Source organism: Halorubrum salipaludis, from assembly GCF_002286985.1.
Taxonomy (GTDB): domain Archaea; phylum Halobacteriota; class Halobacteria; order Halobacteriales; family Haloferacaceae; genus Halorubrum; species Halorubrum salipaludis.
This window is the reverse complement of the sequence record NZ_NSKC01000019.1, coordinates 1-21,653: the sequence shown is the minus strand read 5'-3', so window position 1 is coordinate 21,653 and position 21,653 is coordinate 1. Positions and strand designations below refer to the sequence as shown.

General features: G+C 63.1%; 19 protein-coding genes and 2 pseudogenes. 9 read left to right on the top strand and 12 right to left on the bottom strand.

Annotated elements, in window-relative coordinates; translation table 11 throughout:
- Positions 1-204, bottom strand: a pseudogene (locus tag CK500_RS17670) (IS6 family transposase); the annotation flags it as partial.
- 111 nt (positions 205-315) lie between these two features.
- On the opposite strand from CK500_RS17670, the gene CK500_RS16515 reads away from it, so the two are divergent.
- A complete protein-coding gene (locus CK500_RS16515; RefSeq protein WP_198951602.1) occupies positions 316-1,476 on the top strand; it encodes a GAF domain-containing sensor histidine kinase in 1,161 nt (386 codons plus the stop codon).
- A gap of 33 nt (positions 1,477-1,509) precedes the next feature.
- Here the strand turns inward: CK500_RS16515 and CK500_RS16510 are convergent, their stop codons facing one another.
- The 3 genes from CK500_RS16510 to CK500_RS16500 all read right to left on the bottom strand — a co-directional run bounded on the left by CK500_RS16510 (position 1,510) and on the right by CK500_RS16500 (position 5,200).
- On the bottom strand, positions 1,510-3,543 hold the full coding sequence (locus CK500_RS16510; protein WP_095638274.1) for a glycosyltransferase: 2,034 nt from the start codon (positions 3,541-3,543) through the stop codon (positions 1,510-1,512).
- Entirely contained in the window at positions 3,540-4,757 is a 1,218-nt protein-coding gene (locus CK500_RS16505) for a HEAT repeat domain-containing protein (protein WP_394338260.1), read from the bottom strand. Before CK500_RS16505 ends, CK500_RS16510 begins: the two co-directional genes overlap by 4 nt.
- A gap of 62 nt (positions 4,758-4,819) precedes the next feature.
- On the bottom strand, positions 4,820-5,200 hold the full coding sequence (locus tag CK500_RS16500; protein WP_095638273.1) for a response regulator transcription factor: 381 nt from the start codon (positions 5,198-5,200) through the stop codon (positions 4,820-4,822).
- A 124-nt stretch (positions 5,201-5,324) separates the two neighbouring features.
- Between CK500_RS16500 and CK500_RS16495 the strand changes: the two genes are divergently transcribed.
- The gene (locus tag CK500_RS16495) at positions 5,325-6,509 is read left to right on the top strand and encodes a sugar phosphate nucleotidyltransferase (RefSeq protein ID WP_095638272.1); all 1,185 of its coding nucleotides are present in this window, start codon (positions 5,325-5,327) and stop codon (positions 6,507-6,509) included.
- A gap of 2 nt (positions 6,510-6,511) precedes the next feature.
- Positions 6,512-8,374: a glutamine--fructose-6-phosphate transaminase (isomerizing) gene (glmS, locus tag CK500_RS16490; protein ID WP_095638271.1), complete on the top strand. Its 1,863-nt coding sequence runs from the start codon at positions 6,512-6,514 to the stop codon at positions 8,372-8,374.
- Positions 8,375-8,603: 229 nt separating this feature from the next.
- Here glmS and CK500_RS16485 read toward each other — a convergent pair whose 3' ends face one another.
- Positions 8,604-10,262 (bottom strand): sensor histidine kinase, encoded by a 1,659-nt coding sequence (locus CK500_RS16485; protein WP_233139262.1) that lies wholly within the window; start codon positions 10,260-10,262, stop codon positions 8,604-8,606.
- Between the two features lie 197 nt (positions 10,263-10,459).
- Here CK500_RS16485 and CK500_RS16480 point away from each other — a divergent pair, with 197 nt between their 5' ends.
- Positions 10,460-10,762 carry a hypothetical protein gene (locus tag CK500_RS16480; protein ID WP_095638270.1) on the top strand — a complete coding sequence of 101 codons (303 nt, stop codon included), beginning with the start codon at positions 10,460-10,462 and terminating at the stop codon, positions 10,760-10,762.
- A gap of 184 nt (positions 10,763-10,946) precedes the next feature.
- Here the strand turns inward: CK500_RS16480 and CK500_RS16475 are convergent, their stop codons facing one another.
- Positions 10,947-11,387, bottom strand: a complete 441-nt coding sequence (locus CK500_RS16475; protein WP_095638269.1) for a hypothetical protein — start codon at positions 11,385-11,387, stop codon at positions 10,947-10,949.
- 191 nt (positions 11,388-11,578) lie between these two features.
- Here CK500_RS16475 and CK500_RS17250 point away from each other — a divergent pair, with 191 nt between their 5' ends.
- Positions 11,579-11,743 (top strand): hypothetical protein, encoded by a 165-nt coding sequence (locus tag CK500_RS17250; RefSeq protein ID WP_158224057.1) that lies wholly within the window; start codon positions 11,579-11,581, stop codon positions 11,741-11,743.
- 838 nt (positions 11,744-12,581) lie between these two features.
- Positions 12,582-15,512, top strand: a complete 2,931-nt coding sequence (locus tag CK500_RS16470) for a hypothetical protein (protein WP_233139261.1) — start codon at positions 12,582-12,584, stop codon at positions 15,510-15,512.
- Positions 15,513-15,609: 97 nt separating this feature from the next.
- Here the strand turns inward: CK500_RS16470 and CK500_RS16465 are convergent, their stop codons facing one another.
- Positions 15,610-16,008 carry a DUF7344 domain-containing protein gene (locus CK500_RS16465; protein WP_095638268.1) on the bottom strand — a complete coding sequence of 133 codons (399 nt, stop codon included), beginning with the start codon at positions 16,006-16,008 and terminating at the stop codon, positions 15,610-15,612.
- A gap of 831 nt (positions 16,009-16,839) precedes the next feature.
- On the opposite strand from CK500_RS16465, the gene CK500_RS16455 reads away from it, so the two are divergent.
- Positions 16,840-18,024, top strand: coding sequence for an orc1/cdc6 family replication initiation protein (locus CK500_RS16455; protein ID WP_095638266.1), 1,185 nt, complete (start codon positions 16,840-16,842; stop codon positions 18,022-18,024).
- A gap of 198 nt (positions 18,025-18,222) precedes the next feature.
- Here the strand turns inward: CK500_RS16455 and CK500_RS17095 are convergent, their stop codons facing one another.
- From CK500_RS17095 to CK500_RS16445, 3 genes are all read right to left on the bottom strand, one after another.
- Positions 18,223-18,651 (bottom strand): hypothetical protein, encoded by a 429-nt coding sequence (locus CK500_RS17095; protein WP_144049602.1) that lies wholly within the window; start codon positions 18,649-18,651, stop codon positions 18,223-18,225.
- A gap of 6 nt (positions 18,652-18,657) precedes the next feature.
- Positions 18,658-19,185 (bottom strand): winged helix-turn-helix domain-containing protein, encoded by a 528-nt coding sequence (locus CK500_RS16450; RefSeq protein WP_095638265.1) that lies wholly within the window; start codon positions 19,183-19,185, stop codon positions 18,658-18,660.
- Positions 19,186-19,373: 188 nt separating this feature from the next.
- Positions 19,374-19,976, bottom strand: coding sequence for a restriction endonuclease (locus tag CK500_RS16445; RefSeq protein WP_095638264.1), 603 nt, complete (start codon positions 19,974-19,976; stop codon positions 19,374-19,376).
- 169 nt (positions 19,977-20,145) lie between these two features.
- Here CK500_RS16445 and CK500_RS16440 point away from each other — a divergent pair, with 169 nt between their 5' ends.
- A complete protein-coding gene (locus CK500_RS16440) occupies positions 20,146-20,424 on the top strand; it encodes a ribbon-helix-helix domain-containing protein (RefSeq protein ID WP_095638263.1) in 279 nt (92 codons plus the stop codon).
- Positions 20,421-20,702: a type II toxin-antitoxin system RelE family toxin gene (locus CK500_RS16435; protein ID WP_095638262.1), complete on the top strand. Its 282-nt coding sequence runs from the start codon at positions 20,421-20,423 to the stop codon at positions 20,700-20,702. The genes CK500_RS16440 and CK500_RS16435 overlap by 4 nt, the downstream gene beginning before the upstream one ends.
- Positions 20,703-21,072: 370 nt before the next feature.
- Here CK500_RS16435 and CK500_RS16430 read toward each other — a convergent pair whose 3' ends face one another.
- On the bottom strand, positions 21,073-21,390 hold the full coding sequence (locus CK500_RS16430) for a hypothetical protein (protein ID WP_158224056.1): 318 nt from the start codon (positions 21,388-21,390) through the stop codon (positions 21,073-21,075).
- 46 nt (positions 21,391-21,436) lie between these two features.
- Positions 21,437-21,653 (bottom strand): annotated as a pseudogene (locus tag CK500_RS16425) (IS5/IS1182 family transposase); the annotation flags it as partial.

The window sequence follows — 21,653 nt, the reverse complement described above, 5'->3', positions numbered from 1 at the left end:
GGCTTTATGTACCCAGTTGTGAATAGCGACGTGACTCCGATCGATCCCAAACCTCTCGAGATGTTTACTTACCTCGCGGAGCGACATACCGGCTAAGTGACAGCGGATCCCTATTTCAATCGCCCATCGCGGAGTCCGATCTCGCTCCACAAACGACAAGTCAATCCACGCAATACGTTCGCTGAGGCGGTCGATTTCTGCCATAGACACTCAGACATCGTCCGCCTCATTCTCTAACTTAACGCGACCGCCGAGACGACTCGGAGTTTTATACCCGTCCGTCGAAAACCGGCCACGTAGCCGCAAGCCCTCACCATGTCTCCCGACTCCGACCGGCCCGACCCCTTCAAGAGTCTGCTTCAGCTGACGACGACCGACCTCGACGCCGACCAGCGGATCCGCCGCGCGATCGATGTCGGCCGGGAGTTCCTCGGCGTCGACAACGGCGTCCTCTCGTACACCGGGGACGGGCGCTACGAGGTGATCCAGACGAACATCGAGTCGGGGCCGTACGCCGAGGGCGGGGTGGTCGACCTCGACGGGACCTGGTGTCGCCACGTGGTCGAGACGGGAGAGACGCTCGGGTTCGCGGACGCGACGGCGACCGAGTACCGCGACGACGTGGCGCTGGAGACGACCGGCCTCAACTGTTACGTCGGGGCCGCGGTCGACATCGACGGCGAGACGTACGGGACCCTATGTTTCTCCGACGAGGAGCCGCGATCGGACCCGATCACCGACCACGAGCGGGACTTCGTCTCGCTGCTCGCCGAGTGGGTCGGCTCCGAGCTCGAACGCGAGAAGCACTACGCCGAGCTGCGGGCCCAGAACGAGCGGCTCGACGAGTTCACGGGGATCATCGCGCACGACCTCCGGAACCCCCTCGCGGGCGCGATCGGCTTCACCGAGCTCGCACGGGAGGAGGTGACGGGCCAGCCCGCCGAGTTCCTCGACCGGGTCCAGGGCTCGCTCGGCCGCATGGAGTCGATGATCGCCGAGTGTCTCATGCTGGCGAAGGAGGGCGCAGACGTGGGAGAACGGGAGCGTATCGACCTCGAAGCGGTCGTCCGCGACGCGTGGGACACCGTGCGCACGCGCAACGCCACGCTGAACGTCGATATCGCGCCCGAGACCACCGTCCTCGCCGACGAGATGCGCCTCCAGCGGCTCTTCGAGAACCTGTTTCGCAACAGCGTCGAACACGGCGGGTCCGACGTTTCGGTGACGGTCACCGGCGACACACACGGGTTCACGGTCGCCGACGACGGGCCGGGGCTCCCCCCGGCGGTCGTGGAGGCGCTCACCGCCGCCGACGTGGAGAACGTCAAGTCGTTCGGTCTCGGGCTGTTGGTCGTCCAGCGCGTCGTCTCCGGCCACGGCTGGGACCTCACCGTCGACAGCTCGGCCGACGGCACCCGCTTCGAAGTGGACGACGTCAACGCCGCCGAGCCGATCCACGAGGACCTCGACGACTGAGCCGCGTCCGCGTCGGAGCCGGCAGCGGTCGCTCTACGACAACTCGCCGTCGGCCGCGGTCTCGACCACCCAGACGAAGCCGCCGCTGCCGACGCCGTCGGCGAAGTCACGAGTCCAGACGACCCCGCCGTCACCGGTACCGAGCGCCGGATCCGTGGTCCAGACGAAGCCGCCGTCGCCAATGCCCTCCGTGAAATCTGTCGTCGCGCGGAGCCGCGCCGTCCCGTCGTCGACGGTGAGGACGGATTCGTCGTCGACCGCGAGGACGAACCCGCCGTCACCCGCGCCGAGCGTCGGATCCGTGGTCCAGACGAACCCGCCGTCGCCGACGCCATCCGTGAAGTCGGTGGTCCACACGAAGCCGCCGTCGCCGGCGCCGAGCGTCGGCTCCTCGGCCGCGGTGAACCGGCCGAACGCTCCCTCGGCGGCGATCCGGTCGAGCCACCGGAGCCCGTCGGTGTCGGGAGCGTCGACGAGCCAGTCGATCCAGACGAAGCCGCTCCCGTCGTGCGGTTCGTCCTCGACCGGTTCGTCGTCGTCCGCTGGCTCGGTGTTCGGCGCCTCGTTGGACGCGGCTCCAGCCGTCGCCGCCGCACCGGCCGCTCCCCTTGCAGTAGCTGCGCCCGCGGCGGCTCCGCCCCCCGTCTCGTCGCCGCCGAAGCCCTGCCGCTCCATGACGCCCCACGACTTCTCGCCGCGGAGGTACTCGATCAGCCCGTGCCACGCGACGATCGTCTTCCACTGGCGGTAGCCGAAGTTCTCCAAGACGCCGTACCAGAGGAGCCGCGCCACGTCCCGCGGCGACTCGTACCGGTTGTAGCTCCACACCTCGCTGAACACGCCGAACCACGAGAGGAAGATCCCGACGCCGACGGTGAGCAGCAAGAACACTAGGAAGAACTCGATGTTCAAGATCCCGAGGTACCAGCCGATCGGGAGTAGGACGTAGCCGAATCCCTCGATGAGCGGGCCGAACGCCTCCGCGGCGGTGAAGAACGGGAGGATGACGGTGCCGACGCGACCGTACGCCCGCCGGAAGAACAGCCCGCGGCTGGCGACGATCGTCTCTATCATCCCGCGGTACCAGCGGCGGCGCTGTCGACCCAGCGTGCGGAGGTTGTCGGGGACCTCCGTCCACGCGACGGGTTCGGGAACGAACTCCACCGTGTAGTCGATGTCGTTGTCGGAGAGGTACTCGTGGAGCCTGACGACCACGTCGAAGTCCTCGGTGATCGTGTCGTGACGGTAGCCGCCGATCTCGCGGACGCGGTCCGTGCGGAACACGCCGAACGCCCCCGAGATCAGGATGAGCCCCTTGAGGCGAGTCAAGCCGAGGCGCCCCGAGTAGAACGCGCGCAGGTACTCCATCACCTGGATCCCCGGGAGGCCGGTCTTCGGGAGGTTGACCTCCTGGACCTCCCCGTCCTCGACGACGCAGTTGTTGGCGACGCGGATGGTCCCGCCGCTGGCGACCGCGCGGTCCGGCTCTTCGAGGAACGGCTTGACCACCTCCAACAGCGCGTTGCGGTCGAGCACCGTGTCGGAGTCGACCGCACAGAACAGCTCCTGGTCGGTGAGCCAGACGCCGGCGTTCAGGGCGTCGCTTTTCCCGCCGTTCTCCTTGTCGACGACGAGCAGGTCCTCGTGGGTCGCCGAGCGGTACACGCCGCGAATCGGCTCGCTCGGCACGTCGTACGGGACCGGCGCGTCGACGGGGCGGAGGTCGTACGCCTCGCGCAGCCGGTCGAGCGTCGCGTCCGTGGAGCCGTCGTTGACGACGACGATCTCCTGGTCGGGGTAGTTGAGCAACAGCATCGACCGCACGCTCTCGACGATCGACGCCGATTCGTTGTACGCCGGGACGACCATCGCGACGCCCGGGTAAAACGGGCTGTCGAACGCGCGGAACGGCGGCCGCCACTCCGACTCGCGGACGGTGTCCCGGAGCTCGAACAGCGCGAGCACGTGGATCAGCAGGTAGCCCGAGTTGATGAGCAGGTAGTACGTGACGATCACCGCGCCCGACCCGACGACGAGCGTCGTGCCGATCGATTCGAGCGTCGTCATCGGGTCCGCCCCCCTTCAGTCAGCTCCCGCGCGGTCCGGTCCCGACCGGTGATGTCCCGGGCGAGTCGGTCGAACCGGGCGTGCTCGCTCGCCCACGCCCACGCGACGTCGAAGGGGTCGGCGTCAGACTCCTCCGGCTCGTCCGGCTCCCCGGCTCCCGTCGAAGGTGGCAGAGACGACAGAGACGGCGGAGGCGTCTCGCCGGCGCCGAGCGCGTCGGCCTCCCGGTGGCGAATCAGCTGTTCGGCCGCGACGACGCGCGCGCGGTCGTCGGTCTCCACGGCCGCGGCCGCGTCGAGGGCGGCGACCGCCTCGCCGTCGCCCCACGCTCCGAGCATACGGTAGGCGGATGCGCGGACCGCCGGGTCGGGGTCGTCCGCGACCGTCGCGAGGTCGACCGCGGCTCGGATCGACCGGTTCCAGCCGTACGCGTCGAGCGCGCGCCACGCCGCCGTCCGGACGCGGGCGTCCGGGCTCGACAGCGCGCCGACGACCCACGAGAGGTCGGCGCTTCCCACCACCGTGTGGAGGTGTCGGGCCGCGAGCAACACCTGCTGTTGGAGCGCCGGCTCCCAGTCGTCGAAGTCGGCGGCGGCCCGCTCGAACAGCGGCTGCGGGTCCGTTTCGGCGACCCGGTAGAGCGTGTCGATGCCGAACACGGAGAACGACGACGGACGGTCGCGTAACAGCAGGTCGATACCCGTGGTCGCGGCGTCGCCGACGCCGGCCGCGTACAGCACCCGCGCGGCCGCGGCGCGTTCCCGCGGCGTGTCCGTGCAGTGCGTCTCCAGGAGCGACCGGTCCGGGGCGTCCCGGAGCAGGGCGAGCCACACTAAGGCGTGGATCCGGGCCCAGTAGTCGCCGTCGGCGATCTCGCGGCGCGCGCGCTCGTTGATGCCCAGCGCCTCGCCGAGCCCGGCCAGCCGGTCGGCGTCGCTCCCGTCGAGCGCGCGGAGGTACACGTCCAACAGCGATTCGAGCTCCTCGCGTTCGGCCCCCGAGAGCGCGGCCGCCCACTCGTCCCATCCCGGCTCGTCGCGGCCGTAGAGCCGGTCGAGAAGCTCGCCGCGCAGGTCGGCGCGCATCGGCGTTCGGCGCCGGCGACGCCGGGCCGCCCGCAGCGAGTAGCCGACGGTGACGATCACGACCGCGCCCAGAAGCGAGGCCAACGCGATCACGGCGACGGTCAGCGCGAGCGAGAGCGACGGGTCCAACTGGAGGGCGGGAGTGTTCGGCGGGGTGAGAGTCGGGACGGGAGTCGCCGGCGCGAGCACGGTTACCCCCCGACCAGCTTCTCGACGCGGACGAGCAGCTCGCTCGGACTGAACGGTTTCGTGAGATACTCGTCGGCGCCGGCTTCCAGCCCTTCGAGCACGTCGGCCTCCTGGCCCCGGGAGGTGAGCATCACGACCGGCACGTCGGCGTCGACGGCGAGCTCCCCGCGTCGGATCGTCCGGAGCAGCTGCGTGCCCTTCAGTCGGGGCATCATCACGTCGAGGACGACGATGTCGGGATCGGCGCCCGGATCGTTCAACACGGTTCGACACTCCTCGCCGTCGTGACACACCGTGAGGTCAAAGCCGGCGTTCGACAGCTTGTACTGGAGGATCGACCGGATCGTCTCGTCGTCGTCCGCAATGACCGCCGATTTCACCACGTCAATCGATCTACAGCAGACCCACTTTACTCTGCCGAGGTCGCCGGGTTCTCCGCGCAGATCGCCCGCCCGATCGGTCGATCGCCACGAGTGATTTAACACCCGGGGCGGCGACCAGTGAGTCATGAGCACTGACGAAGTGACGGCGGTGATCCTCGCCGCGGGCGAAGGCCGGCGGCTGGAGCCGCTGACGAACCGGCGACCGAAGCCGATGGTCCCCGTGGCGAACCGCCCCCTCTTGGAGTACGTCGTCGAGGCCGTGGCCGCGGCGGGGATCGACCGAGTCGTCCTCGTCGTCGGGTACAAACAGGAGCGGATCCGGAACCACTTCGGCGACGGCGACGACTGGGACGTGACGATCGAGTACGTCGAGCAGGCGACGCAGCTCGGCACCGGCCACGCCGTTCTGCAGGCCGAACCCGTCGTCGACGGGCCCTTCGTCGTCCTGAACGGCGACCGGATCGTCGACGCCGCGGCCGTCTCGACCGTGTGTGACCGCCTCCGCGACGGCGACGCGCCGCTGGTGACCGTCACCGCCGTCGAGACCCCGCGCGACTACGGCGTCGTCCAGCTCGACGGCGACCGCGTCACGGAGGTGAACGAAAAGCCTGAGGGACCGGTCGACACCAACCGCATCAACGCCGGCGTCTACGGCTTCACGCCCGAGATATTCGACGCGATCCGCGCGACGAACGCGACCGGCGAGCTCGCGATCACGACGACGCTCAACGACCTGGCCGAGCGGGACAGCGTGACCGGCGTGGGCTACGACGGCCGGTGGCTGGACGTGTCGAACCTCTGGGACGTGCTCTCGGTCAACGCGGCGCTGGTTCACGACAGCGACCACGCCCGCGACGCGCCTGCGACGGGCCAGCGCGTCGGCGACGCCGTCACCGTCGCCGACGACGTGGTCCTCGCCGGGAACGTCCGCATCGGGCCCAACGCCACGCTGAGCGGGGCGTCGGCGATCGGCAGCAACGTCACGGTCGCGGCCAACGCGGTCGTCGAGAACAGCGTGGTGCTTCCCGACGCCGTCATCGGGCCGGGCGCCGTCGTCCGCGACGCCGTTATTGCGGGAAACGCGCGGATCGGGCCGAACGCGACGGTCGTCGGCGGAGAGGCGACGGTCGTCGTCGGCGACAGCGTCCACCGCGGGGTGACGCTCGGCGGCGTCGTCGGCGACAACACGTCGATCGGCGGCGGCGCGACGCTCACGAACGGCGCCGTCGTCGGCGACGACGTACAGGCCGACGCGGGCGTCGTGCTCGACGGGCGCGTTGAATCGGGCGCCGTCGTCCGGAGGGGGTAATCATGTGTGGGATCATCGGCTTCATCGGCGATCTGCACGCGACGGGTGCGAGCGACGGCGGTGAGGGCGACGGCGAGACGCCGGCGAGCGTCGGTGACATCGTCCACGAGGGGCTCCGCAACCTGGAGTACCGCGGCTACGACTCCGCGGGCGTCGCGCTCGTGGGGCCGCGGAGCGGGCTCACGGTGGCCAAGCGGTCGGGCGAAGTGGACGGGCTCACCGTCCCCGACGTACCGGACGCGACTCACGGCGTCGGCCACACGCGCTGGAGCACGCACGGCCCGCCGACCGACGCCAACGCCCACCCCCACACCGACTGTACGGGCGACGTGGCGGTCGTCCACAACGGAATCATCGAGAACTACGAGGCGCTGAAAGCGGAGCTGGCCGACCACGAGTTCACGAGCGCCACCGACACCGAGGTCATCCCGCACCTCATCGAGGAGGCGCTGGCCGCGGACCCGGACGCGGACCTGCTCGACGCGGTCCGGCGTGTCGAAAGTCGGCTCGAGGGAAGCTACGCGATCTGCGCGGTCCGGAAGGGCGACGACCGGATCGTCGTCGCGCGTCGCGGGAGTCCCATCGTACTGGGCCGCGGCGAGAGCGCGTGGTTCGTCGCGAGCGACGTGACCGCGTTCTTGGAACACACTCGCGATGTGACCTATCTGGAAGACGGCGACGTGGCCGAGCTGTCGCCCGACGGCGTCCAGATCTTCGCTGACGGCGAGCCGGTCGACCGCGAGATCGAGACGGTCGAGTGGGAGGCGGGCGCCGCCGAGAAGGGCGGCTACGACCACTACATGCGCAAGGAGATCCACGAACAGCCCGCGGCGCTCCGGCAGACGATCGCCGGGCGCCTCGACGTCGACGCCGGTGACGTGGACCTGGACGTCTCGTTTCCGCCGGGCTTCCTCGCGGATCTGGAGGAGATCCAGATCGTCGCCTGCGGCACCTCTAACTACGCAGGGCGGTACGCCGCGCAGCTGTTCGAGGAACTGTCCGGAGTGCGCGCGACCGTGGAGATCGCCAGCGAGTACGAGTTCGGCGCTGGCCGGAGCCCCGACCGCACGCTGGTGGTCGCCGTGACCCAGAGCGGGGAGACCGCGGACACCCTCGGGGCGATCCGGCGCGCGAACGCCGCGGGCGCGCGGACGTTCGCCGTGACGAACACCTTGGGGAGTACGATCACGCGAGAGGTGGACGGGACCGCGTTCATCCGCGCCGGCCCCGAGATCGGCGTGGCCGCGACGAAGACGTTCGCCTCGCAGGTGGCGACGCTCGCGATGCTCGGCGTGGCGATCGGCCGCGAGCGCGGGGCGCTCGCGCCGGCGGACGCGCGGTCGGTGTTGGAGGACTTACGCGGGCTCCCCGGCGCGGTCCAGCAGGTGCTCGACAACGAGGAGCGCGTGCGTGAGGCCGCCCGCGAGTACGGCGACAGCGAGGCGTTCTTCTTCGTCGGCCGCAAGCTGGGCGTGCCCGTGGCCTTGGAGGGCGCGTTGAAGCTCAAGGAGATCTCCTACGACCACGCCGAGGGCTTTGCCGCCGGCGAGCTTAAACACGGGCCGCTCGCGCTGGTAACGCCCGACACCCCCGTCCTGGCCCTGTTGACCGACGGGTCGCGCGCCGCCGAGACGAAAAACAACGTCACCGAGGCGCAGACGCGCGGCGCGCCCGCCATCGGCTGTGTGTCCGCGGGCAAAGAGTACGATACGCTCGACGTGTCGCTGCCCGTCCCCGACGTGGGGATCGCCGAGCCGCTCGTCGCGAACGTCTACCTGCAGTTGTTCGCGTACCACGTCGCCAACGACAAGGGACGCTCCATCGACAAGCCGCGGAACCTGGCGAAGAGCGTGACCGTGGAGTAGCGTCGCCCCGGATCGAACGCGCAAGGTGAGTGCAAGCCCCGGTATCGCGTATGTGGACCCGAGGGTCCCGGCGGTGTTTCGTTCAGTGTCTGGTTGAGGGCGGCGGACGCCAGTAGATGACCCGGGCGTTGATGAACCCACAACAGTTGATAGTTTCACACCCGCAAGCTCAACGCACGTGACCCATCGATGGTTCAGAAGCCTGTGTTGACGGCCTACTCTGTTTAGACTACTCGGCCATCGGTGGAAGTGAGACGATGAGCACGTTCCCCTCATCGTATTCGAAGTCGATTTCACCGTTGAGTTTCCGAATACACCAGTAGGCGATCCACAACCCAACCCCCTGTCCGTGTTGGAGTGGTGTTTCCTCGCCGGCACGAAGCGTCTCAATCTCATAGTCCGGAATCGGATCGTTACTGTCACGGATCACGACTTGAATACCCTTGCGTGGGGCGTCTCCTTCCGAAACCGCCACAGGGACTGTTGGTTCGGATGACTCCGAATGGACGATCGCGTTTTCGACGAGATTTTTGAGCAGCATGGAGAGCAACTCCGGATCCGTACGAAACCGGAGATCCGGTGGTGAGGCCGTCCAAGTGATGGTCGCGTCAGGATACGTCGTCGAATACGTCTGTTCAATATCCGCGACAACGTCTCTAATGGAGAGCGATTCCGGTTGTCTGACTCGCTGTTGAACGTTTTCGAAGGTCCGTACCTTTTCGGCAATCGACTTCAGCCGATTACTTGCAGCCGCGATCGTTCCGGCCTGTGTCACATGGTGTGGGTCGGTACTGTCCGCTTCTAATAGCTCTGCGTATCCGCTGATGACCGTTGTTTCGTTGCGGAGATTGTGTCTGAGGATACGATTGAGTACGGCGAGCTGTTGTTCGCGTTGTCGTTGGTCTGTCACGTCATACAGCACGACCATACTCCCGACCGATTCGCCGCTTGGGTCAGTTAACGGAGTGTATGAGACCGCAAAGATACCGCCGCCCTCTGTCTCGACAGTAATCTCTCCCGTTTCACGGAGCGTTTCTAACGTCACTCCAAGTGTAGCCTCCAACGGGACAGGTAGCGAGATCGACGTCGTGTTGAAAAACACGTCTTCGGCTCGATCGTTCGCTCCGACGATCTGCTGTTCGGTATCAAGGATGAGTACGGGATCAGACAACGAGTCCAAGCCAGTGCGTTCTGCCATCCGCTGGGTCGCGGGGTTCGTTTCGAACATGTGCGTTCCGACGAACGCGTATGCATCAAGCGTGACGTGAATCAGCATCAGTGGCGCTGTCAGGTGTAGCTGAGGGACCGGCCCGATTTCGAACAGCCAGAATGACACGCCGACCGAAGGCGGGAGCGTACTCAGGATAACCGCCGTCGCTTCACGCCGATACAAGGACCCGTAACTGAGAATGGCGCCGATCAGCAAGAGCGATCCAACTGCGGCAGTTCCGATTGAAAACAGGAGTGCAAAGACACCCCACGGTTGTACCGTGTACGTAACTGTTGCGAGGCCGAAGACCGGGTCAAACTGGAAGTCGGCCCAGATGAGTCCATGAATCGAATTTGTCGCTGCGAGCCCGATTGACAAGAGCGGGACAATTGCGACGATTCCGAACAGTGGCGTGCGAATGAGATCACCTCGTCCGGTATAATCGAGACCAAATGCGAGGAAGAATGGCCCCATGAAACACACACAAATGAACGCGACAGCTCCGAGGACGATGCGCAACGTCGGATTCGTGATAACTAATGAGATTCCATACGAGAGACAAAATAGGGCAACGGAAGCCATATTCCCCATGAACCAGTCAGCACCAGCCTTCCCCTTCTGTGAATAGAGATACTGTAACAGATACAGCGCGCCAACGCCGGCCGCTATGGATGCCACGATGATTCCTAACCCGAGAGGTCCAGGAGTCATCATCTCTTTTACAAACTCCGGTGGATGTTGCCAATAATGTTGTGGGACCAGTTCACTGAACAATATTGGGAGCAGACGTACTGTTCAGTACCACGGAGAAATCACATTCTGAGCGATTTCATTTTACCATGCTTATTTACAGTATCAAGTGAATTGGCTGGTCCATGCCCTCCAGAATCGAAGACGTTGTGTTCAGTGAACCCTCCGGCAGACCGACCGCATTCGTCATGTTCGCTGGCTCACTCGCTATGCTGTCTATCTACGTCTATTTCGATATTTTACACGATGGCTCTTCTATCAGTTCGCTCATTATGGCAATCGGATTTGCTCTGTCCGGATTCGCCGAGTCCCTTTCGACAGAACGACAACGGATGGCGGGCGGATTGCGTCTCACCGCGATTCTCGTGTTACTCGGTTTAATCAGCCTCATTATCTTCGCTCCCGAGGTAATCCTTGGCCCACGGTAGGGGAGCTATGATCAATACGCAGGCCTCCTCAACCGGCTGTTTCAGGCAAAGTTCGTCCGCTGGTCAAGCACCGTGAGTTCACACCACTTCACAAGGCATAGACTGTGTGGTCAGTACTCGACGACGTGTTCGGGTCCTTCGGCTACGGACGCTAGCGGAACGAACTGAAATCGCCGACGGAGGGTCAGTTCTGTCTGCTGGTCAGGTACAATTCGTATCCGTATCCCACGGTAGCCGCTATCGGGACGATGAACGGGAGGGTGTAGAGCAGTCCGAATCCAACGATTACGGCGATCCACGAGATAGCCGCCCCGGTTAGGACGGCTGTGATGCCTATCAGAATCGTGAATATGAGTACGGAGATACCCCCCGAGAAGGCGCCGGCTATGGCACCGTAGCGGGGGTTCGGTTCGTCCGGCATCGTCACCCGCCAGACGACAGTCGCCACGGTCAGCGCGAGGATCGGCATAACGATTATTCCGACGGTGGCGACGGGGTTTCCCCGAGACCCGGAATTCGAAAGGAGGTCAAAGAGGGCAAGTAGAGCGGCAGCGACGTACGCCGACCCAGCGGTGGCGAGGCCCGCCCCAACATCTCGTCGGGACAGACCTAGGTAGTCATCCATCTTCTAACCGCAGAATGTTCGTGGTCACTCGAGAATAACCCTTCGACAACGACCATCTCGACCGACACCGCTCTCGTGAGTGACTCGCGCTCTGTATTCAGTACGCGGTTCCTGTCAGGGTCAAAAGATTGCAACAGAGCCCAAGGAACCATTTTCGGTAGGTACTTTGTTCAATTCTCTTGAGTTGCGACATGGTCTCCCGCGAGAAGCAGAAACTAGTCGCCTCTGCTGTGATCGTCCTCGCCGTTCTTGTCGCCCTACGGGCATTGACGGATCTTGGGGTGTTATCGAGGTTTACGATCGTCGTCGTCGCCATCATCGTCATACAATCTGTCTTCGAACGGGTGTCTCATTGACATCCTCCTCCGCGTAAACGCGGAGGAATCCCGAGCGGTGGGAGGTTCAGGTCTGCAACCATGGATGCCGCCACTTTGCGGGAACTCGTCTAACCCAGTCGTCGTGATCGGTGGCTGTCTAGCCGTGCCAAGCGGCTGTTACTCCTATCCTCAGCATCGTTGACTCCCATCTGTTGTTTTTGCCAGCAGGGAGTCGCTAATGCGTCGGCGGACTCGGAGGTATCTTTGAGCTTGCTCTAGCCAACAGGCACGAGACGAACCCTTCGGAGATTCGCGTTCACCGCGTCGGCGTTTCGGATACTGTCTCATTAGGTTAGCGGCGAGGCCGCCTCCGAAGGCCGTTCGGAATCCGCTCCGTTCCAACCTGACCTTGCCGTTGTGTAGTGGTTTTTTGTCACTTGAACGTATGGGTTGGAAACTCAGAACGAGCTACCGAAGCGTTGTTTAATCCCCAGTTGTCGGATTCATCCTGCGGCTGAAGCCGCAGGTATTCTCCTCGCTCTTTATAAACTGTTGGCAGTGGATGTTCGCGCTGGACGCCAGCGTTCGACAGCACGCTCGGTGCCCTCGATCGCATCCCGTGTTGCCGTCGTCTCCGACTTGGGTGTGATTCATCCGTTGCGGTCTCGGATCGACGCCGAGTCGCTCGTCACAGCGTGACTGCCACTGCGGTCGTCACCAGAGAACAGCGGAAGTGGTGGGGTGGTGGTGCCGTCGATCACACCCCACCAATTTTCGAACACGGGTTTCCCGTACTCCCGATACCCGACACTGGGTAAGTATGACAGCAGTTTGTGTCACCGGTGCTACTTTAAATACTCCAATTGTGTCCTCACGCATGGTGCGACCCTCCCGTCGGGGCTTCCTCGGAGGAAGCGCCCTGACGCTCGCAGCCCTGACAGGCGTTCTCGACCCCGCAACCGACGCGCAGATTCCCGGCCAACCTGCCGGAGCACCGACCGATCTCGACGTCGACATCTCGGCACCGTTGGCCGACGCGTTTCTCCCGGTTCCGGCGGGCAACGCACTGTCGACGACGTACACGACGGTCATCGCGGATCGCGTCGACGCCGACGCGACCGATGATCTGAGCTATCGCGCCCGCTCTGCGATCGAGCACCTCGGCGTCGACGCCGACAAGCTGTCGGCGACCGTCGCAGTCACGCCGGACGATCGCGGGTTCCAACTGGTGACGGCCGCCGGCGACTTTGATCGGCTTGAGCAAGGCGAGACGCTCGCAGTCGGCGCGGGAGACGACACGACAGATGAGTCGAGTGCCAACACCGCCAGCGAGGTAGAGACGACAGCCGAACTGCCCGCTGGCTGGCGGCTCGCCGAAGCTGATGAAACCGCACTCGTCGCCGGCGACGGCGTGGCGGCGGCCGTGAACGGCAGTAGCCCCTCGCCTACCCCGCGACGTGGGTCGAGCACGTCGAGAGAGGAGAGAGGAGATCGACGACTCGAGACCGCCCGCGCCGCGGGCCGTGCGGCCGCGGACGAGGCCGACCGCTTCGCGGAGGCGTCGCTCGGTGCGGCCGCACTCCCCCGGCTCGGCGGCTTCGAAACGGTGCTTTTGGTTCCGGACGCCGCCGGTGGTCCGTTCCCCTCGAGGGTCCCTGACGAGGTCGACGCGTTCGCCGCCGGATTCGAGGTCGCTCCTGAAGACCTCAGAGACGTGGACGGAACGGCGGAAAACGCGTACGTGATCCGACCGACTGCCGACGCAGGCGATCTCGACGATGAGACCGTCGAGCAGCTCGTGCGGAGCGTCGACCCCGCAGTTCCCATCGAACTCGACAGCACTCGAGCCGACGGGCTCGTACTCGTCGATGCCGTTGTTGAGGCGCCGCCGACGCTGGACCGCGAGGCGTCGCCGGACGCCGGAGTGCGATCGCAGTTCGACCGCGCCGCCGGGACGGTGACCTTCGAACACATCGAGGGCGAAGCAGTGCCGGCCGCCGAGCTGGAGGTGTGGCACGACGGCGAGGAGGTGAGCGACACGCTCCTCGACGGCGACGAGTTCGCGACCGGTGACGAGATCACCGTCGAGACCGGACAGATCGCGACCGTTACACTGCGGTGGTTCGACCCGGACGCAAACGCCTACGACACCTACGCCCGCGAGCGGGTCGACCGCGAGGCGTTCGTCGTCGACTACGATATGGCGGCCGAGACGCTGGACCTCGCGTACGAGGCCGACCGTTCCGCCGACGCCAGTAGCCTTCGGTTGGTTCACCGGAGCGAGGGTAGTGTCCAGTCAGTCGGGGACGAATTCACCGACGGGACGCTCGATCCCGGCGATACCGTCACCGTCGAGGACGTGTCGATCGGCGACAGCGTGCAGTTGGAGTTCGATGTCGAGCAGCCACGGGGCGTCGGTGGCGGGTCGCTCGTCCACTATCGCGCCCGTCCCCCGCGCGTCTGGATCCGCTCGCGCGCTGAGGAGGGGACCACCGTTAGGTACGACGGCGAGCAGTCTCGCCCCGCCGATGTGTTCGTGACGCTGGTCGACGGCGAGCCGGCCGACGCCCAGTTCGCTGACGAGTATGACACGCTCTCGGGCGACGAAGAGCTGGTGCTCGGCGAACTCCCACTGGGAAGTACGGTCGCCGTCGAGTGGCGCGAGCCGGACGAGCCGGTCGTCGTCGCCGAGGAGGAGGTCGTGCCGAACACACGCGCGTCCATAGAATACGATCCGGATGCCGGTGAGGTGACCGTGCAGCACCGGAGTGGGCGGACGCTGCCTGCCTCGGAGTTAGAGTTGCAGGCCGGCCGAACGCCGACCGATGTCCAACCCGCCGACAAGCTCGACGAGTTCGGTCCCGATGACTCCTTTACCGCCCCGATCCCGCCGCTCTCACGGGTGCGGCTCATCTGGACGGGCGGCGAGCGCGAGCACCATCTCGGCGGAACGACCACGGCTCGCGAAACAGTTGCGGCGACCTACGACGCGGCCGCCGAGACGATGCAGATCGAGTACGTCGGCGAACAGCCCGTCGATCCCGAGCGCCTGCGTGTGTCGATGAGTGGTGCCGGCGCGCCTCGGGATCGGGAACGCGATCAGGAGTCGGCGTTCGCGGCCGAACACGACGAGCTGACGACGGGGGACGCGATCACGGTCGATGAGGTCGGGCTTGATCAGACCGTCGTCGTTAGCGTCCACACCGAGTTCGAGAACGGTTCGGCGACGAGCTCCATCGGTCACTTCTCGGCGGCACCCCGCCGCGGGTTCGTCGTCACCGAGGGCGACAGAGGCGACGATGGGGCGTCGGGGATGACGCTCCGCTACGTCGACGAGGTCCACCGCGACGCCGACGCGTTCCGGGTCCTCGTCGACGGCGAGCACGCAGCGGTCCAGCCCGCAGACGAGACGGATCGGCTGACCGGAGACGAGACGCTATCGCTCGGCGATCTGTCCGCGGGCACGACGGTTACCGTCGAGTGGAGCGGCGGCGGTGAGACGCGAACCGTGACGGAGCACGTGATCCCGCCGCAGGTGACGTTCGAGGTCGCGTACGAGCCGGCCGACGAGGAGGCGGGTGGCGTCGTGACGTTCACCCACGCCGGCGGCGACGCACTTGACGCCGACCACGTTGCCGTCGTCGTCGAGCCGGCGACCGACGGGCTACGTTCCTGGGACTCCGACGCCGACGAGGTGACCGCCGGCGACGAGACAACGGTTACAGTCGACACCGAACCACAGATGGCTGCCGTCGTCTTCGACGAGCGCGAGGTGCTCTATCGGGAGCCGCTCGATCAAGACCGATAGCAACCGCGGAGACGGTCTGTTGCTCGTCGGTCAATTTGCGGTGTGTTTTGTGAGCGAGTAGGCTGATTCAGTTTGACCAGTTGGGTCTAGCTTGGTACTACCCATCAGAGGGAGATCGTGCCAGCGAGTGTCCGGCCGTTGTGAGCGTGTGGAGGGCACTCGCGAACGCCGGGCCGGGAACGAGGACATCCGTTTGATCGTCGTCCCAGGCGATCACGCCTGCCTGGATGAGCGGTGGGAGATGCGACCGCTTGAGGTTCGTTCTAACCGTCCGCACTTGCGCAGTCGAGAGCGTCTGGTGTTCGGCGTCCGCTTCTAAGAGTGTGAGTGCCTCTGCGAGTTGTCGGAGATGGACGCGACTCCACGGCGCCGCAGCGAGCGTGAGCACGACGGCGCGCTTGCGGTGATGGCTCAGCAGGTAGAACAGATCCGTCTTGCGATACAGCGGAAGGGCGTCGGCCTCGCCCGGCCCGTCATATGGGTCGTTATCGCTCACGGCATTCTCCCTGGCCGGCTGGTGTAACTCGGAGATCGACGTACTCGACGACTTCACGGCCGACTGGGCGCCAGCGACAGCCCGTCCACTCATCTTCGAAGCGCCACCAGCCGGGGCCGCGCTCTCGCGGTTCGAACCGGAAGCGCCGCCGTGGTCCACGCTGGATCGTGAATCGAACCTCGAATCCGAAGACATCTTCGGCGTCTGGGCCCGATGGAGTTGGAGACGTACGGTACAGCTCGGCGAGATCCACACTCGGTGTGGATGTGTCTCTGTTCGTCATAGTTCACAGGAGCTTGAATCACCAACTCCTGCACTCCACTCGGGAGATACAAACCGAACTGGAGCACCCGATCCGACAGCTCTGCAGGAGGTGCAACAAAGTGGTACGTTCCCGTGGGATACGCCGTGCTACGTCGACAATTTTCTAGCGCAATGTTCGAGAGGACCGTGGGAGCGACTGCGTAGGCTTATGAAATGAACCAATGAGCCTCGTCGATCGATTGTCGTTCGAAGAGAGTACCTCGATAGCGGTCGAGGTCTTGTACTACGGCGGAGATGTCGTCAAGGTCTCATAGTCCCACCCCACGGCTTCCGCTGTTAGCATACCAGCTCTCAGAGAGGTATACTCGTCCGTACCCCACCGGTTCCGCTGTTAATGGATGATGATCAGCCCATCAACGGAACCAGTGGGGTGTGTCGAGAAGCAGGGGGTACGAGACATGATGTTCTAACAGCGGAACCAATGGGGTTGGAAATATATAAAGAATTGATAACAACAGAAGCAGAGGAACTATTGGTTTTATATATAAATAGTTGAACGTAGTCAGTATGAGCGACTTCTCGTTCACTCCAAATAACTCCATCTTCGAGAATCGAGAGGCACTCCTCGAAGAGTGGACGCCGAACAATCTCGTCGGGCGCGATGAAGAGCTTGGTCGATATCACGCAGCGCTCCAGCCGGTCATCAACAACGAGACTCCCTCGAACGTCTTTCTCTATGGAAAGAGTGGTGTGGGAAAGACTGCGGCCACACGCTACCTCCTCCGTACGCTCGAAGAGGATGCAACAAACGTAGCAGAACTGGAGCTGACCACAATCGAAGTGAACTGTGACGGCCTGAACACGTCATATCAGGTGGCTGTGAAGCTGGTCAACGAACTCCGCGAGCCGGGACGGCAGATCTCCAACACGGGGTATCCACAGGCAAGTGTCTACGAGTTCCTCTTCGATGAGCTCGATGCATGTGGGGGAACGGTACTTATCGTCCTCGACGAAGTCGACCACATCGGAGACGATTCCTTGCTGTATAAACTGCCGCGTGCTCGCTCGAACGGCGACATCAGCGACGTGAAGCTCGGTGTTATCGGCATTTCGAACGACCTGGATTTCCGGACGCAACTGTCCTCGAAGGTTCGATCGTCGCTCTGTGAGAAGGAGGTGTCCTTCAGCGCGTATGACGCCGACGAACTCCGGCTCGTACTCGAACAGCGCGAACGGGTCGCGTTCCAAGACGACGTTCTCGAAGATGGGGTTCTTGCAATGTGTGCAGCCTACGGCGCGAAAGACTCCGGTGACGCCCGGAAAGCTCTAGATCTTCTCTTGGAAGCTGGCGATGTGGCTCGTGAGAGGGGCTCAGATGTCGTAACCGAGGAACACGTACAGGAAGCTCGCGAGCGCGTCCAGGCAGATCAAGTTGTAGAGGGGATACGGAAATACTCCCAACATGGGAAACTCGTTTTGTACGCGCTGACACTGCTTCACGAGCGAGGTGAGACGCCAGTACGGACGCGCGAAGTCGTGGATACGTACCATCATGTAGCGCATTCAGAAGGAGTGAGTCCGGTCTCGGAGCGTTCAGTGCGTGACTACTTGGGCGAGTTAGCGCAGTTGGGGATCACGAGCTCGACAGAGCACAACCGAGGGAAAGGCGGCGGAAAGTACAACGAACATCAGTTGGAGCAGTCCGTGTCAGCAGTCCGGAGTGGGTTATCGACCTTGTTAGAGTCGGCGTGAATTGGGAGGCCGCCGTTTTACTCTGTCTCAGTGGTGGCCATTCCCTAACAACGGAAGTGGTGGGGTGGGGGATATTGTATTCACCAACTGGAGCCTCCACCCGATTCGTTGCGCGAGATCTCGACGAGCTGGCTGTCAGTGGCTTTCGCATCGAGGTTGACATAGTTGCTATTAACGGTCCGAACAACAGGATCGATGTCACTCCTTGAGCCGGTTGAGACCGTCTCCGTCGACGATCGCTTCGCGTATCCGAGTCATGATTGCTCGCGTGATCACGAGTGGACGCGTGGCTGACTGGAGAAACGACGGCTCCGCCGGCCCTGCGTCCGGTGGTGGATGAAAGTGTACGTCAGGGACAGAGGACTTCGGATGATTGTCGTACCGAAAATCGAGACCATCTGGCTCCGTGTAGTGAAACCGGTAGGCTCCGGTTTGCCACCACGTCACTTCTAGTCTGCCGCTTGAGCGATCCGCCAGTGTGAACTCCACGATCAGTTCTGTAGGGTTAACCGGGTCATCGAACCGTGTCGATTCGGCGAGCGGTTCCTCTTCCATGAAGAAGGTACGAATCTGCTGTAAGACGGGGAGATCGACCGGGCCGACCGGACCTGAGAAATCGTCCGTCACGGGCCGTCACTGGGTGACCGCGCCGAGATCTCGGGCGCGTCCAAAATTGATCGCCGCCTGTGCGATGTGGAGGTTTCGTTCGGTCGTCCGCCACTCGGCGACCGCTTCCCACGCGCTGTCGGATGCGTCCGCCGCAAGCGAGGTGGCGAGATCTTCTGGTGAAACCGCGTCGTACTCCTCCCGGTAGGTTGCGATCTGGCGTTTCATCCGTTCGATCCCGTCAAGCAACTCGTCGCGGGACTGCTCGGTCGAGAGTTCTCGAATCCGACGGTAGAGTACGGTCTCCTCGTTTCGGGCGTACGTCGTTGCGGACGACCCGTCGAACGACGACGCGACGCCCGTCTTGACAAGTGCGCGGAGATGCTTTCTCGCCGTGGGCTCGCTTACGAGCGCCTCCTCAGCTATCTCTGCGGCCGTTCGTGGGGTGGAGATTCCTTCTATCACTTGGTTCACCCGTTCGAGCGCCGTCGTCGACTCCTGCCACTCATCTCGGGCGTCGCGGAGAGTCTCGCTGGGTCGATCGTCGCGGCTCATATCCGTTCTTCGATACTGTAGACAATATATCTTTCTCAAGAAAACATACCTTTGTTCGTTTTGTTTCAACCCCACCGCCTCTTGAGCGGGTTGTGATGAGAGATGTCTTTCGTGTTCTATGGTCGAATCACATCGTCGACAGCGTCTGCGATAATTATCCCGAATAGCCTATTTTGGAATAGGCTATTCTAGGATAGGTAATAGCTCTCTTCAGTGTTGGTTCCTTTGAGCCGGTAGAATTCGTCGCTGGTGTGTGGGTCATACTCGAGGCGGCTTTTGTGGATGATGTGGGTGCTCTCTCTGTCCAGATACGGGGGTTTGTGATAGGCTTCTCGTGGTGGGTACGAGTCGGGGACGACCGAAAACTCGGAGAGGTCCTCAACGTGGAGCGCGACGACGCCAAACGCATCGATGGCGTTGACAGTCTCCCAGTTGGCGAGATCGGTGGTGTGACAGAGGATCGGTCGAGCGCCTCGTTCATCGAGTGCGGTTGCGGTTACCGCGGCGAGCCGATCGATGACTGATCGCCCGATGAGCGCCCCTGATCCCTCGTAGTCCTTACACTCGACGACGATGTGTTTGGGGCCATTAACCCCCGGTGACGACCGTTTGCCTATCACGTCGATCTCTTCGACGGTGTCTCTGACGCGCGTCCACGTCCGGTAGCCCCACCGTCGCAGCGCACACGTTGCCCGGTCTTCGAGCCACTCGCCGTTGCCCTGCCCACGCTGGTCTGGATCCGGATCGACTGGGTCGCGGGGACCGATATCGAACTCTTGGAACCTCTCCATAGGGACCGATGAGAGTGGATCAGTCTTTTGTGCACCTCCTGCACAGGTGGCGATCGGATCGGCGTACGCGGGTGAGGTTTGGCTCTTACAGCGTCAACAGCAGCGGGGAATTCTCGACAACGTCTGATTTGGCGTAACCGTTATTGCTACACAATTTCAACACAAACGCATGTCCGAAGCCAGTTCGCCGCCCGAGAAAACGACGGTCAACATCCGCATAACGGAGACGTTTCTCTCCGACGTCGACGCAACGTGGGAAGAGTTAGGATACAATAGCCGTAGCGAGTTCGTTCGCGACGTACTTCGTGACGCGGTGAAACATCCCGAGTTCAACCGTGCTGATCTCAAGGCGATCGCTGCGAGCGAGGTCGACATTCAGGAAGGTCGAACACACTCCAGCGAGGAGATCAAAGCGGAGTACGGACGTGAAGATACGAGTGAGCGATGAACGAGGAGTGGGACTGGAAACTCACTGATCGATCGAAGCGACAACTGGACGCACTCGACGAATACGCTCGCGACCGGATCATTTCGAAGCTTGAGGAAGTCGTCACCGATCAATGGCGAGAGCCGACAGACCATCTCGAACCGCTCGCAGGCGCGCCCCATCAGAAGCTTCGGATTGGACAGTTCCGTCTCGGATGCCGCGCCGATCGTGAACAACACCCTCTCTACGTGGTCACGATCAGAAAACGGGGTGGAAACGCGTACAGAGGCGATGATTGAGAGTTTTGTCGCTTCTTTAGCTCTGTTGGGATTCCCAGTGTGAGATATATTTAACATGGTGACAGCCAATACACAGGTCTCATCGATCAACCGTTTCAGTGAGGAATTTACCTGACGAAGAGAGTTCCAACAGAGCCAGATCACTTTTTTAAATCTGACTTGGGAGATCTCTCCGAAATAAGCCGTTTGTCTGGATGTTATTATATAAGCAATTGCTCAAATATTTATAAATTACTTAAAAAATAACGCGTCTCGTGGCTCATGAGCCATGTGATGGTAATGCGTTTAGCCGACAAGCGGTACTCGAGCGAATCGGGGAACAAAAAGCGGGTCTGTGAGCTGGTGTCTGGTACTCTCGTCGTTCCCGTGCTCAGATGATCGAGCCTCCGTCGACGGTGAGCGAGACCGAGCGGACGCACTCTCGATCGTGGCATTCCCAGCTCGTCCCGGTCCATTCGTCGACAGAGCGCCACCACCCTGGACGCTCCTGTCGCGGTTCGAATCGGTAGCGACGTCGCGTGGCGTCCTCGCACTCGATTTCGATCGTGAAACACGGGTCCGACTGGATCTCTTCGGCTGCGGTGCCGCCGTCTGCGATCGCGACTGTCGTCATCGATACTGGCTCAACTGGAGTTGTTGTCTCGGTCATGGGTTCTTCGGCCGGGGTTTCTCCGACCTTCACCCCCATCGGGGGGTATAAACGGCTGTGTTGAATCGCTGTAAGGCGGAGAGATTCACTGTGTGACGAAGCGTTTGATGTTATAGACGACACACATCAGCGCGATTTCGCGGAACTCACGAAACCACGACCGCGCTCGCACGGCGAAGCCGAGCGAGCGCTTGACAGCCGAGTTCACGGTTTCAGTCATTGAGCGCTGATTGTAGCGGGTATCGTCGATTCTGGCGTTGTGCGCGTGGTCGTACGGTGCGAAGATGCGGTGCTTGATCAGC

Excerpts from the sequence above, each read along its gene's own strand:
- glmS (WP_095638271.1), top strand. The coding sequence starts at position 6,512 with ATGTGTGGGATCATCGGCTTCATCGGCGATCTGCACGCGACGGGTGCG.
- CK500_RS16495 (WP_095638272.1), top strand. The coding sequence starts at position 5,325 with ATGAGCACTGACGAAGTGACGGCGGTGATCCTCGCCGCGGGCGAAGGC.
- CK500_RS16445 (WP_095638264.1), bottom strand. The coding sequence starts at position 19,976 with ATGGAGAGGTTCCAAGAGTTCGATATCGGTCCCCGCGACCCAGTCGAT.
- CK500_RS17250 (WP_158224057.1), top strand. The coding sequence starts at position 11,579 with ATGGTCTCCCGCGAGAAGCAGAAACTAGTCGCCTCTGCTGTGATCGTC.
- CK500_RS16450 (WP_095638265.1), bottom strand. The coding sequence starts at position 19,185 with ATGAGCCGCGACGATCGACCCAGCGAGACTCTCCGCGACGCCCGAGAT.
- CK500_RS16455 (WP_095638266.1), top strand. The coding sequence starts at position 16,840 with ATGAGCGACTTCTCGTTCACTCCAAATAACTCCATCTTCGAGAATCGA.
- CK500_RS16435 (WP_095638262.1), top strand. The coding sequence starts at position 20,421 with ATGAACGAGGAGTGGGACTGGAAACTCACTGATCGATCGAAGCGACAA.
- CK500_RS16470 (WP_233139261.1), top strand. The coding sequence starts at position 12,582 with ATGGTGCGACCCTCCCGTCGGGGCTTCCTCGGAGGAAGCGCCCTGACG.
- CK500_RS16430 (WP_158224056.1), bottom strand. The coding sequence starts at position 21,390 with ATGGGGGTGAAGGTCGGAGAAACCCCGGCCGAAGAACCCATGACCGAG.
- CK500_RS16475 (WP_095638269.1), bottom strand. The coding sequence starts at position 11,387 with ATGGATGACTACCTAGGTCTGTCCCGACGAGATGTTGGGGCGGGCCTC.
- CK500_RS16480 (WP_095638270.1), top strand. The coding sequence starts at position 10,460 with ATGCCCTCCAGAATCGAAGACGTTGTGTTCAGTGAACCCTCCGGCAGA.
- CK500_RS16440 (WP_095638263.1), top strand. The coding sequence starts at position 20,146 with ATGTCCGAAGCCAGTTCGCCGCCCGAGAAAACGACGGTCAACATCCGC.
- CK500_RS16510 (WP_095638274.1), bottom strand. The coding sequence starts at position 3,543 with ATGACGACGCTCGAATCGATCGGCACGACGCTCGTCGTCGGGTCGGGC.
- CK500_RS16515 (WP_198951602.1), top strand. The coding sequence starts at position 316 with ATGTCTCCCGACTCCGACCGGCCCGACCCCTTCAAGAGTCTGCTTCAG.